Annotated in this window: 9 protein-coding genes; 4 read left to right on the forward strand and 5 right to left on the reverse strand. The window is 36.4% G+C overall.

Going from position 1 to position 13,999, the window contains the following annotated elements; all coding sequences use genetic code 11:
• Positions 1-83: 83 nt before the first annotated feature.
• The 3 genes from ABJH98_RS08425 (at position 84) to ABJH98_RS08435 (ending at position 3,296) form a co-directional block, all read left to right on the forward strand.
• Positions 84-2,102 (forward strand): dihydrofolate reductase, encoded by a 2,019-nt coding sequence (locus tag ABJH98_RS08425; RefSeq protein WP_348307212.1) that lies wholly within the window; start codon positions 84-86, stop codon positions 2,100-2,102.
• Positions 2,103-2,176: 74 nt separating this feature from the next.
• Complete coding sequence (locus tag ABJH98_RS08430) at positions 2,177-2,770, forward strand: TetR/AcrR family transcriptional regulator (RefSeq protein WP_348307213.1); 594 nt, start codon at positions 2,177-2,179, stop codon at positions 2,768-2,770.
• A gap of 127 nt (positions 2,771-2,897) precedes the next feature.
• Entirely contained in the window at positions 2,898-3,296 is a 399-nt protein-coding gene (locus tag ABJH98_RS08435; RefSeq protein WP_348307214.1) for a hypothetical protein, read from the forward strand.
• 55 nt (positions 3,297-3,351) lie between these two features.
• Here ABJH98_RS08435 and ABJH98_RS08440 read toward each other — a convergent pair whose 3' ends face one another.
• The gene (locus ABJH98_RS08440) at positions 3,352-3,837 is read right to left on the reverse strand and encodes a hypothetical protein (RefSeq protein WP_348307215.1); all 486 of its coding nucleotides are present in this window, start codon (positions 3,835-3,837) and stop codon (positions 3,352-3,354) included.
• Between the two features lie 136 nt (positions 3,838-3,973).
• Between ABJH98_RS08440 and ABJH98_RS08445 the strand changes: the two genes are divergently transcribed.
• On the forward strand, positions 3,974-6,397 hold the full coding sequence (locus ABJH98_RS08445) for an ABC transporter permease (RefSeq protein ID WP_348307216.1): 2,424 nt from the start codon (positions 3,974-3,976) through the stop codon (positions 6,395-6,397).
• A 73-nt stretch (positions 6,398-6,470) separates the two neighbouring features.
• On the opposite strand, the gene ABJH98_RS08450 is transcribed toward ABJH98_RS08445, so the two are convergent.
• From ABJH98_RS08450 to ABJH98_RS08465, 4 genes are all read right to left on the reverse strand, one after another.
• Positions 6,471-8,681: a SulP family inorganic anion transporter gene (locus ABJH98_RS08450; RefSeq protein WP_348307217.1), complete on the reverse strand. Its 2,211-nt coding sequence runs from the start codon at positions 8,679-8,681 to the stop codon at positions 6,471-6,473.
• Entirely contained in the window at positions 8,665-9,414 is a 750-nt protein-coding gene (locus tag ABJH98_RS08455) for a DUF2490 domain-containing protein (RefSeq protein ID WP_348307218.1), read from the reverse strand. Before ABJH98_RS08455 ends, ABJH98_RS08450 begins: the two co-directional genes overlap by 17 nt.
• Before the next feature lie 93 nt (positions 9,415-9,507).
• Positions 9,508-11,376, reverse strand: a complete 1,869-nt coding sequence (locus tag ABJH98_RS08460) for a proton-conducting transporter membrane subunit (protein ID WP_348307219.1) — start codon at positions 11,374-11,376, stop codon at positions 9,508-9,510.
• Positions 11,377-11,379: 3 nt separating this feature from the next.
• Positions 11,380-13,863, reverse strand: a complete 2,484-nt coding sequence (locus ABJH98_RS08465) for a DUF2309 domain-containing protein (protein WP_348307220.1) — start codon at positions 13,861-13,863, stop codon at positions 11,380-11,382.
• Positions 13,864-13,999: the final 136 nt, after the last annotated feature.

Below are 13,999 nucleotides of genomic sequence, written 5' to 3' on the forward strand. Positions count from 1 at the left end.
ATCCGCTCTTAACAAATTGATGTGGACATTTCAAACATCAATCGTATATTGCAAAATTGTTTAAATAACACACCCCTAAAGATATGAGAAAACAGTTCAATTATGCATTTTTAATTCTTTTCACCTGGGCATGTACACCTTCTACTAATGAAGTAGAGCAGCCAGTAGTTGAAGAGGAGTTCGTTTGGAAAACGGAACAATTCGCTGATTTAAAAATAATAAGGTATCAAATCCCAGGATTTGAAAAACTTACGCTTAATCAGAAGAAACTAGCTTATTATTTGACGCAAGCAGGCTTGTCAGGTAGAGATATCATTTGGGATCAAAACTACCGACACAACCTAGCCATCAGAACGGCTTTAGAAAATATCATCAACAGTTACGACGGTGATCAAGACAGTGAAGAATGGAATAAGTTTATGACCTATACCAAACGAGTTTGGTTCTCCAATGGCATTCACCATCATTATTCAATGTCTAAGATTGAACCAGGTTTCGATCAAGATTATTTTCAAAATCTCCTAGATGCGACCAATACTACACTATCAGAAGAAGCTATTATGGCGATTTTTGATCCATCTGTTGATAGCAAAAAAGTGAATCTAGATCCAGATAAGGGTTTAATGATTGGGTCAGCCACCAATTTTTATGACGCTGACATTACCGCTGAAGAAGTGGAGGAATACTATGCACAGATCACAGATAAAAACTCAGAAGAGCCTATCTCTTATGGGTTGAATTCCAAAATGATCAGAGATGAAAATGGACAACTGAAAGAAGAAGTTTGGAAATCTAACGGCATGTATGGTACTGCAATAGACGAGATGATCGGTTGGATAGAAAAAGCGATTACAGTAGCAGAAAATGAAGAACAAAAAAGAGGTTTTGAATTGTTGATAGAATATTTCAAAACAGGTTCTCTTAAAACCTGGGATGAGTACAATGTAGTTTGGGCAGCCGCAATCAAAGGTGATATAGATTACATCTTAGGCTTCATCGAAGTCTACAATGACCCAAAAGGATACAGAGGTTCGTATGAAGCCATTATCCAGATCAATGATTTTGAAGCTTCTGAAAGAATGAAAGTATTGTCTGAAAATGCGCAATGGTTTGAAGACAACTCCCCTATCATGGATGACCATAAAAAGGAAAACGTAGTTGGTGTAAGTTACAAAGTTGTAAACGTAGCTGGAGAGTCTGGCGACGCTTCTCCTTCTACCCCTATTGGTGTGAATCTACCAAATGCCAACTGGATTAGAGCTAAGCATGGATCAAAATCTGTGAGCCTAGGAAATATCATTGACGCCTACGACAAAGCTGGTACTTCTGGTTTCTTAGCTGAATTCGCTTATGACGAAGCTGAAATGGAAAGAGCCAAAAATCACGGTGAAATTGGAGATAAAATGCACACCGCTTTGCATGAAGTAATTGGTCATGCTTCGGGAAGATTAAACCCTGGAGTAGGTACACCGAAAGAAACTTTGAAAAGTTATGCTTCTACGATTGAAGAAGGTAGAGCAGATCTTGTAGGTCTATATTTTTTAATGGATCCTAAATTGGTTGAAGTGGGATTGATTGAAAGCTTAGAAGTAGGCAAAGAAGAATACGATGGCTATATCAGAAATGGTATGATGACTCAATTGAGAAGGTTGACTCCTGGAGAAGATATCGAAGAGGCTCACATGAGAAATAGAGCTTGGGTATCTGCTTGGTCTTTTGAACAAGGTAAAGCTGACAACGTGATCGAAAGAAAACAAAAAGATGGGAAAACCTATTTTGTGGTCAACGACTACGAAAAATTGAGAGTGATCTTTGGCCGTTTATTAAAGGAAACCCAACGAATCAAGTCTGAGGGTGATTATGAAGCTGCAAAAGCTCTGGTGGAAGGTTATGGAGTAAAAGTGGAAGCCGGACTACATCAGGAAGTACTCGATAGAGCAGCTAAATTGAAAGGTGCACCTTATGGTGGTTTCATAAACCCTGAATTAGTACCGGAGATGGACGAAGCTGGAAACATCACAGATATAAATGTGACTTACCCAATGGACTTCACCAAACAAATGCTTGACTACGGTAAGAAATATGCATTCTTAACGAAATAAAGATTGTGTGAAGGGAATGTTTCAGAAGAAGCATTCCCTTTTTAATTAACCGAGAAAAATTGTATTATTAATACATGGCAAAAAAGGATCAAATATTAGACGCAGCCAAGTTGCTTTTCAATAGACAAGGTTATGCTAAAACCAGTGTAGATGATATCTCTCAAGCTGTAGGTATGCGTAAATCCTCCTTATATTATTACTTCAAGAATAAGGAAGATTTGTTCATGTGTTCTTTTAGAAATGACTGGCAAGAGAAGTTCAAAAAATTCGAGACAGAAGCTAATAAAGAAAGTAATCCTACAGACAAAATATTGGCCTACATCAACCAGTCGCTTAATTACTATGAAAAAGTAGTGATAGAGCATAAAATACCCGTAAAAGCATTAATTGAAACTCGTAATCTGTATCGATCTTTTGTTAACAAAATCAATCGCGGCGGTATTAGTTTTTATGTAGAGGCTATAAACGAAGGGATAGACAGCGGAGATTTCAAGGAGTGTGAAGTAGAAAAAGTAGCCGAAGCACTATTTCTTATCAAATTCTCGATTCAGTATGATCAGCTCAGCATGTTTCTTCACAGCTACCCTACCGAAGAAGATTGGAAGAATATCAGAGAGCAAATTCTATATGCAGTGAGTTTAGCCCTAGACGGAATCAGAATGAATTGAAAAATTATTTTCGAACAATACAACCTTTTGTTCGAATCTTCGTTTAGATTTGCAAATGGCTCCCGAAAGGGATTTTATTTTGATTATAATTCGAACGTTTAACCAATTTGTTCTAAAAATCTAAATCATGAAAAAACTAGCTTTAATTCTTACTGTAGCTCTTTTATCCTCATTAGCTACTGTGGCGCAAGAAGTTCCAAAAAAGGAATTTACCCTATCAGTATCAGACAATAACATTGCTTTGCAACCAGGGGAAACTAAAAAATATTTCGTTACGATCAATAGATCAAAATCTTATAGCAAGACAAAAATTGACCTATCGATTAATTCAACTTTACCTGAAGGAATAGCTGTATCATTTGAGAACGGATTAGATCCTAAGATCAATCGTGTCATGGTAATTAGTGCTGAACAGGATGCATTACCTTTTAACAAAGCAATTATCTTAAAAGGAAAATCACTGAGAGCCAGCAAAGGTATCATGCTCAATTTGAATGTGAATGACCAGGCTTACACGGCCAACTAAAATATCATTATTTGTTTTGTAGAGTAAAGAGACAGTCCAATCGGGTTGTCTTTTTTTATGAACAAGTTTGCCTTATAGCGTCCAAACTGTCTTTATAATCATATTGCAAGTCTTCATGCAAAGTAGACAATGCCTTTTCTATCTTTTTGATTTGATTGAATATCAGATTTAACAATACCTTACTCCTTTCCAGTGGCAAGTTTAATTCAATCAAACTCTGACAAAAGAAAATTAATATTTCGACTTCTGTTTGTTTGTTTCCAGAGAATCTAATCTGTTTCGTTGCCAACCTTAAAGCTTTTCTAACTGTTTTTTTAGCCAAATAAAGGCTTGATGGATTAATGGTAGAGAATGCCTCGATTATATCCTCTTTCACCTGTTCTATATAAAAGGCCTCATTTCCAGACTCTAGCAGTAAATAATGCAGCAGTTCCTTATTATCCTTCTTATACCTGGCCAACCTTAAACACACAGCCAAAAGCTCTTCATCAGGAAGTAATTTGAGTTCTTTTTTTAATTCGCTCAGTGAGGCAGTATACATTTTTTTAGCTCAGTTTGTAATTTTTATCAATTTATTGCGTCTAACCTGCAACCTTTAGGCTTGCAACCGCATCTGTTGACTGAAAGTCAACGACTGCAAGTTGCACTAAGAAAACTCAAATCAAAAACTCAATATCATGCTTAAAAATTTTTATCTCACAGCCATCAGGAATTTACTGAAGCATAAAAGCTATTTTCTGATCAATATTTGCGGACTCGCGATTGGCATTGCAAGTTTTATTTTTATTTCACTTTATATCTTAAATGAATTGAGCTATGACAAATTTCATAGTCAATCAGAAAACATTTACCGTGTCCATGTACAAGGTCAAATGATGGGACAAGGCATGGACATGGCGGCCACTGCTTCGCCCATGGCACAAGCATTACTTAGCGAATATCCAGAAGTAGAGAAAGTAACCAGAATCAAAGAAAGTGGTGCCTGGTTTATTGGTCGTGGCAACAAAAAATTTAATGAAGACGGTGTGCTCTTCGCTGACTCAACTTTTTTTGATGTATTCGATTTCAAACTCCTTTCAGGTGATGAGAAAACAGCCTTGATCAATCCAAGATCAATTGTGTTGACCGAATCATACGCCAAAAAATACTTTGGAGATGAAAACCCATTGGGTCAAAAGCTTACTGTGGAGCAGGATACTATTTTTTACACAGTCACCGGCGTAATGGCAGATGTTCCTGATCATTCTCATATGCAATTTGATATGATGGGCTCTATGAGCACCTACAAATTTTGGAACAACAATCAATGGGTCAGTCACAATCACTACACCTACATCACGCTTCATGAAAATACTGACGTAGAAGCATTCGAGGAAAAGATGCAAAATTTAGTATATAAATACGTGGGTCCACAAGTAGAGCAATTTTTAGGTACTACCATGGAAGCTTGGGAAAGTGCAGGCAATTCATTTGGCTATTATCTGATGCCTTTAGAAGATATTTATCTCTATTCTAACGTAGATGAAGAAATGCAAGCCAACAGCAACATATCTTATATCTACATTTATTCACTCATTGCCATTATCATCCTGTTTATTGCCATCATCAACTTTGTGAATTTGGCTACTGCCCAATCATCTTCAAGAGCCAAGGAAGTAGGTATCAGAAAAGTCGTGGGATCCAGTAAGCAAAGGCTCGTTGCTCAGTTTATATTTGAATCGATCGTGGTCTCGGCATTGGCAACCATTATTGCGTCGTTGATTGTGTTTTTATTGACGCCAAGTTTTAACCAATTGATTGGGAAAGAAATTGCCTATTCTTTGACTTCAAGCATTTGGAGTGTAGCCATACTAGCTGGATTAGCCGCAGCAATAGGTGTACTTGCAGGTTTTTACCCTTCTTTTGTTTTAGCAGCCTTCCAGCCTGTACATGTCCTGAAAGGAACCATGAGCGCTGGTGCCAAATCTGGTTGGATGAGAAATATACTGGTGGTCATCCAGTTTACCGCTGCTATTGTCATAATAATCGGCACCATGGTGGTTTACAATCAAATCGATTTTATGCTCAGTAAAAATCTAGGTTTTGATAAAGAACAAACACTGGTCATTAGACGCTCGGACGTACTCAGAAACAACATAGAAAATTTCAAAAATGATCTTTTAAAGAATCCTAATATCAAAAGTGTATCCAATTCAATTTCGATCCCAGGAAAGAGTAGGTACAACAACAACGCTTATCAGACTGAAGAGAACCCAGATTCTCCGTACATTTTATATGAAAATAGGGTCAGCTTTGGTTATGCAGAGCTGATGGGATTAGAATTAGTACAAGGCCGATTCTTCTCTAAAGACTTCCCCACCGATTCTTCAGCCGTAATACTAAATGAAACTGCAGTTAAAACGATTGGTTATGAAGAGCCTATTGGAAAACGGTTTGTCGATCAAGACCGACAAGGTAATATTCGTTATTTGACCATTATAGGCGTAGTGAAAGATTACCATATTGAATCCTTGCATAAGCCCATCCAGCCTGCCCTTCTTAGAATCATGTTTGGCAATCAAGAAGGTTATGCTATGGTCAAGTTGAGTAATACCCACAATATCAGGGAAACCATTCAATTCGTAGAAAACACTTGGTTTGATCATTCTTACAACAAACCATTTCAATACTTCTTTTTTGAAGATGACTATGCCAATTTGTATAGATCTGAATCGACCACTGCTCAGGTTTTCGTTGTATTCGCAGGTTTATCTATCTTTATCGCATGCCTAGGTCTCATTGGATTAGTCACCTATACAGCATCCATAAGAAAGAAAGAGATAGGTATCAGAAAAGTCTTAGGAGCTAGCACAGGAACATTGGTCAAGTTACTTTCTAATGAAATAGTAAAACTGATTATAATATCAACTCTAATATCCTGGCCTCTCGCCTACTTTGCTACGGATTACTGGTTACAAAATTTTGCAGACAGACTCGCTATTAGTCCTTGGATATACATCCTATCTACCTTTATTGTAGTATTTATTGGAAGTCTGGCCATAAGCTTTCAAACCATTAAGGCTTCTATGAGCAACCCTGTGGATTCTTTGAGACAGGAATAATTAGTAGAGCTAATTGGATAAAAGAATAGCAGAGAAGTAAAATTGCTACTTCTCTGCTCAAATTAAACCATGATTAACTACACTTTTCAATAAAATTCTTGACTAGTTCTAATAAATTTTTCATCTCTTGTTCTCCAGTTTTATTATTAAATGAGTGGATCAAAATCACGTTCCCTTTACTTTCGATATGATAGTAAGGATAATTTTCGATCAGCTCTATGAGTTCTGGTTTGAAAAATTTCCTGATACTTTCCTCATTTTCACCCATTAACAAAAATTTATCAGAGAAATTTGGATAATCTTCAAAGTCTATGTCGTCATAACCGGCATATGCTTTCAATTTGTCAATGAAACCCTCCTTTTCTAAAGTAAACTTTGGACTTTCAACACCTAGATAGATCAATGCTGTAGGAATTTTAAGGTCATTCGACTTGGTCTCCAGAGAGGTGTCAAGAATAACTTCATTGTAGACAACCCAGTGCCCATCAATTGATCCTGAAATCATATTCTCAGTGTATTTCACTTTACCTTTTAGATTGAAACTAAATCCTTGATATTGATTAGTAGACATTGATTTAATTGGATAATAGTCCATTCCAATTGAGTCAGCATATTCCTGAATTCGATTTTGTTTTTCATTGAACTTGACAATACCAAGGTGCTCAAGGTTCACCGAAAATTTAGCCGCCAAAGGGTGATTGGAAACTGATACCAAATGTTCATCATTAACGAAACTCATTTCTTTTCCAGATTCTGACCATTCGGTCTGGAGTTCATGAACGTGCTCTCTAAACGAGTGATCTAACAGGTTAACCTTATCAAAATCAATCACCAGTTTTTGTTTATCCGCGTGACGTTCAATTTCTGTTTTCACAGACAGATAATTGGAAAATATGGCACTTGCTTCAAGTTTAATTACACCAGAATCCCCATTTTCATCATAATTGATCTTGTTCCTAAATAAGTATTTTAAAGGTGCGCCGTAAATGACATGAATGACCAATTGAGTTAAAATCCCTGTAGCTATACCAATAATTAAATCAGTTGCTAATACAGTTACCAGCGTAATTGTAAAAACGAGGAATTGAGATTTTCCAATCTCCCAAACATGTTTGAATTCAGCAGGTGAAGCAAGTCTGAAACCAACATGAATAAGCATGGCAGCCAAGGCAGCAAGTGGAATTTGCTCAATAATTGGCTTTCCAAATAGTAAAAAAAGCAGCAAAAACCCTCCATGAAAGAAATTAGCCCACTGTGTTTTGCCTCCATTACCAATATTTGCAGAGCTCCTAACAATTTCAGAGATCATAGGAAGTCCACCTAAAAAACCTGACAAGGCTGATCCACCACCCATGACAGACATATCTCTATCCAAATTTGATTTTCGTTTATATGGATCTAAAGTATCCACAGCTGCTGCACTCAGTAATGATTCAATACTCGATACCAAACAAATACTAATAACGGCTATCCAAAATGCACCAGTCATTGACAAACCAAAATCAGGAAAAACAATACCTTCAGAAATTTTATCCGGCAAATGCACCAAGTATTTTGGTCCTAGTTCATAGGTATGTCCTACAAGGTTATAACTATGCTCATGAAATAAATCAAATAAGTGTGAAAATGGAATTGCAAACACTAGCACCCACATGGGAGCTGGAATCATCCGAATGATTTTTAGCTTAATGTGAGGGTGAACAGCTAAAATGAAGAAGCTAGTCATTGCAATAAGTGCAATTTCAGGGTTCATATTTAAAACTGCATCTGGTATTTGCGCCATTACATCAAACAAACCATGTCCACCCGATTCCGCTTTAGTCCCTAAAGCAACGAACAACTGTTTCACTATAATGATGACACCAATAGCTGCCAACATTCCATGTACTGCTGCTGATGGGAAAAAATCCCCAAGTTTTCCTACTTTAAGTAAACCCAAAATTGCCTGAATAGCACCCGCAACAACAATGGCAGCTAAGGCATATTTATACCCTGCCAATGGGTCGCCACCACCTAAAGATTCAACAGCACCTAACGTGACAACAATCAAACCAGCTGCTGGACCACTGATGGTGATATGAGAGCCCGTAATTCGTGACATAAAAAGACCCCCAATTATTGCAGATGTAAGACCAGCCATTGGTGGTACTCCAGAAGCAATAGCTATACCCAAACATAGTGGTAGAGCAATTAATGAAACCATAAAACCCGAAAGCATATCATCTTTCCAATGAGCTCTAAGGCCTGCTAACCCTGAAGCTGGGATATTATTTTCTTTTTCCATTTTTATTTATTTTGTAATTGAAAGCTATTTGTAATATGTGGTTAGATTCTCTATGGATTGAATCTGCTTTGTTCAATATCATCCATTGATATCCCAGGTGCAGAGATCCTCGATTCCCAATAGGATGAAATGAGCCGATATACAACCAATTTTGATTGAATACATAATGGTTAGAATTATGTCCATAGTTGAGCCAGATTTCATTGAAAAATTTCAGCCCAAACCTTTGAAAAACCTCTGATTTGGAAATTGTAAACCTATATCTGAATCGTTCGAAAAACTCATGATTCCTTTCTTCTGATGCCCCTTCTTCTAACCCTACCCAGCGGAATTCAGATCTGTATCGATGAGAAAACTCAAAAGTCCCAGAATTATGTTCTAATACAACTTGAAGCCAAATGTTATCTTCAGGTGTGCGATTTGGTATTGGCTGTTCACCATAAGGAAAGTTCTCCAAATGTGTGTATCCCACCGCAAAATTTAGGGCTGAATTGAATTTATAATTTAAATAAGGACGGATCAAAAATTGAGCTTTTTGGGTTCCAGGCTCAGTTGTTCTGTAGTGAACCTCATATTTAAAATCAAGCTTGGACCCCAGCTCATGAGTTCCATTCAAATTGAACCAAAGCATATTGGTAGAATTTGTTATGCTATCCTGAGCATTTGAAAAACTCCATCCAGTACTTAATAATAAAAAAAGAGTCCCTATTAAGTTTTTACCTAGTTTTCTCATTATTTGCACTTGTTTGATAATGTAAGTTGAAGTTCAATTCTGAATGAAATCCGAATTTTATAACTAACATGGAATTAATTTCAATTTGAATTATCATGAGGATCTATAGGCCTTTTCGCGGTATGTCTTGATGTGTGGACCTAGGAAAATCCTGGTGTACATTCTGATTAATGATAGTCCGGTAATAATTAAGCTAATTGAGATTACCACTGTCAGACCCAGCTGGTCTTCATGGATGTGACTATAAATTAAATCCTCTCCAAGAAAGGTTGTAGTAATTGGGAAACCTGCTAGACCAAGAACCGCCAAAAGAAATAACAATGCTTTGTTTCGATATTCATGAACGTGCCCCTGAAAACTATTTAAGCTGAGTTCGGGTTCGCTCTTTTTCATAGCATACAAAATCCAAACGCCAAGAATACCAGAAAAGAACACTCCCGATAAGTAAATTATATTATGAGACATGCTAAAGTGCTCATTATATGAAACAGCAAGAGCTATCCAGAAGTGATTGCTCACAATAAGAATCCATGTGAGCAATATTTTGTGTCGTTCTATTAATGACAGTGTTACTGTAGCTAATCCAATAATGGAAAATGTGATTGGAAAATACAAAAACCAGCCTTCGTTCAAAATATCTTGGTTATTATATAAATACCATCCAAGACCATATATGACTATCAATGAATATTGAATCCATCTGTAACTAAAAATGCGAACGAGCTTTCCGGCTTTTTTGATTGGTTGCCAAAGAAAATGAAACATGTTTGTATCCATGTTCCATTCCTTAATGCTTAAGACATAAATTGAATTTCTTATTTTGGCTAATAAGTCATTGGAGTTTGCATTTCTATGAGGCAAACTTTTATACAATTGATCACGAATCAGATAGGTAACTATCGACGGAGATACAAGTAACTGGTACGTTCTTAAAAATGCATTACTCGCAATATGTATCATTGCAAGTACTTCCAGCCCTAAACTAATTTCAATAAAAATGAGACCTATTTGAGCGGCTGATCCAAAAGCTATTTGGGATTTTACAGAAGACTGAACCTGTGCTGAATATGTGCCAACAATGCTCGTTAAAGCACCAATAGAACCAACTAATATGCGAACTAACGGTTGACTTTCCCAAAATGGGAATGTTCTAAGCAACAAGAAAGCGCCAATATGTACAGAAAGCGATCCATAGAAGATTGCACTCGAGGGCGTCGGACCCTCCATTGCTCGCGGTAACCAAGAAGTAAATGGAAACTGTGCCGATTTTACAGAAGCAGCAACAATCAGCATTATACAAATAAATACAACCATAAAACCATGACCTTCCTGTGCATGGTGTACTAATTCTAAGTTATTAATTTCTAAGAATGTTACATTATGATGCCACAAATGATGACTCATCCACATTGCTAATATCACACAAACATCACCTAATCGATACAATGAAAATACCTTGAACGCATTTCTAACTGGTAAATAACGATCTCGATAATAGGCAATTAGCAAAAAAGATGATATACCTACGATTTCCCATCCGATGAAAAAGGTCTCAAAATTTCCGGATAAGATTACCACACAAAACCCTGTGTAGAAAAATAAAATGGTACTAAAAAATCTTTTAAATCCAGATTCTCGATGCAGGTAAACCCTGCTGTAATTTTTAATCAAAAAGGTTAAAAGTGAACCCACCAATAGGTAAACCATGGTAAGACGATCAAAATACAAATCAATGAAAAATTCATAATTCGATGATTGATACAATACGATTTCCTTTATGTTAATTGGTTTGCATCCAGTCAGAACCCAATAAATGGTAAACCCTATGGTCAATAGATGTTGAATTCCAATAGCCACAAATGAAATGGATGACAGCGTCTTTTCCTTTTTCACAAATGGTAAAGTGGTTAAGACAAATCCAACAAATGGAATTATGATAAATAATGGTAAAATGATATTCATGGCTTAGACGATATGGTAAATTGGAAGATTTTCCTCTTGTGATTCAAAAACATCCGTCAATGAATCTACTTTCCTAATACTGGTTGTAATAGGTAGATAGGAAGAGAATTCACCTTTAACAAAGTGATGTATTGTTCTTTCTATGGGGTGAATGACACATAGTACAACCCACTCATTTTCGAACCATTCATAAGTTGAAGGATTATCTTTTATTGTCTTTAGAACAACTTCGGGGAAATGTTCAATAATCATAAGTAACCTTATTGGATCATGGACTTCCACCATTTGTAAAGGCAGACCCGTTCTCAAATCACCTTCAAAACCATTAGCCACTCCAATTAAGCCCATGACATTATGAGGCAACTTGGATCCAGCACCGAATCTTTGATTGTCTACTCGAGAGAAGTAATATTCTAGATTGATTCCACCACAAACTGGAGCAGCAGCATTCAATATACCAGCAAGAAACTGGCCTTTCGGATCGATTTTATAGTTGTAGGAGTTGAGAAATGATCTTCTATCTAAAAATAGATGATGGTTTAATTCCTTATTTCCAATAATGCAAAGCGCATTTGTAGCATGATTGAGTTCTGGTCTGGGTTCAAAAAGTGAAACAGATCTTTTTTGAACTTCTTTATAAATCTTTTCTTCACTTTTTCTGCTATCAATTGATGCAAATCGTCGAGACCTTTCTTTTGCATTAATCTTTAATGCTTTATTGAATAAAGACTTTTTATCCAAATGTAGAGATTGATTATCGGGAGATAATAGCTCTTCATCATAGAATGTAAACTCGTCTCTGGTAGTATCATGCAATCCCCCTAAGAACTCTGTATCTTCCGGAATTTTGATACCTCGTTCTCCAAGTCGTCTACGGACTTCGTGATGATTAGCCATATAGCAAAATGCTCTTGCATTTGCCGAACCCGGTCGTCCAGAACATGCTCCACAATCATAACCTGCGTAATGTGTATTGTTTGTACTACTGGCTCCATGACCAATTATATAAACCAATGAAGCAAAACTATCAATCAAACCAGTACTCTTAAGAACAGATTCTACTCTGTCCACCATTTCATTTACGGTGTACCCTATTTGAAGGCCATCCTGAACATGCTTTGTACTTCGGTTTTTGACGGTCAAGTCAGATTGTTCATACATGTGCGAAAAAGATGAGGAAGTGGCCGGACTCATACTTGGCTTGAAAATATTTAGCAGTAATTTAATTGCTGACCAAAAGCCTATGGTTTGAGAAATTAGCCACCCCTTAAAAAGGGAACTATCAGAATTAGATAAATGTATTTCCTCTTCGGTTTTTCGAGTTGTTGTCACTTCTTTCAATAAGTGAATTGGAGTGATAGGTGCAGGACAAATTTTGGTATAAAACTTAGCATTCTTTGGCTGATAATAGGCATCAACGGCAAAATGGCCAGGTGTTCCAAACGTTTGGCACGTATTATCCAATAATTCAATGTTTCTACGAATGGAGCATTCTCTATCATCGATACAAAAAAAGGCTTGGAAGCTTGTTTGATGCAATTGGGTATTGTTTGGAGTATTAATCGTTATTCCAGCGAGAACCTCATCATAATATGTCCATTCAAATGCCTCTTGCCAAAGAGAAAGAACTTCGTCAAGCTCGGTAAATTTCGATTCCTCAAATAAATCCAATGGTTTTACTTCAGGCATTTCACTTATTGGCTTCCATCTATTCCCTAAGACGTGATCCAAATTGTCTATTTCAAGAACCAATTCTAGGATGATCAATTCATTTAGTGTGATTTTTCTACTCTCAAAGAGCGATAGCGGTTGTGATTCGATTACAGAAACTAACCCAGACCATCCTGGATGTGCAAATTGTTGATCAAAAAGATATTGTTCATAAAACCTTTCGTCTCCTACAACAATTTTCAACAAATCAGAAATGGATATACCAGGTGTGAATATCAGATCTCGAGCTCGTTGAGTTTTAAAAAAACTGATGAAGGTACGCTTTTCAATATCACGAATTGAATGTAATAACCCATTACCGTCAGTTGGGAATTTCCTAATGGCAACACCTTGATCCAAATAGCTATTTAATATTCTAAATAAGTTTGTATGAACTATTGTATCTAGATCCAGATGATACTGTTTTTTCCAATTGGCTCTAAGCAGTCCTATTTTTTGAGAAATAGAAGAGTCGTATGCTTTGTAGATCAGTTTTTCGATCCACGTATCTAAACTAAGTTCTCCATACTTTTTACAAATGGTTTTATTTAAAATTTCTACATTAATTCGCTCTTGGTCAAATAGAGAACGATACTCCTCAATATTTAGAGAAACTTTATATCCAAATATTTTGGAGGCTATACGAATCGCCTTCCCAAAAGGTAAATGTTGAAAGGCATGTAAGGTATTATGGTGTACAAAATCTTTTAAAGGGGCTTGCGCAGGCAGATAATGTTTTAATTTGTTTAAAACATTTGCTTCTGAAAATGTTCCCATTTGCTTCATTAGTTATGATGAATCTTTGAATATCAATTCAAAAGAAACCTTGAATTCTGAATAAATTCTATAGAATATTAATCCGTCTAATGAGTACATTCAACAATTTGATAAAAGGTGGAAAAATTTCTAAATA

Origin of the sequence: Reichenbachiella sp. (genome assembly GCF_039969095.1) — a bacterium.
In the GTDB taxonomy this organism is placed as follows: domain Bacteria; phylum Bacteroidota; class Bacteroidia; order Cytophagales; family Cyclobacteriaceae; genus Reichenbachiella.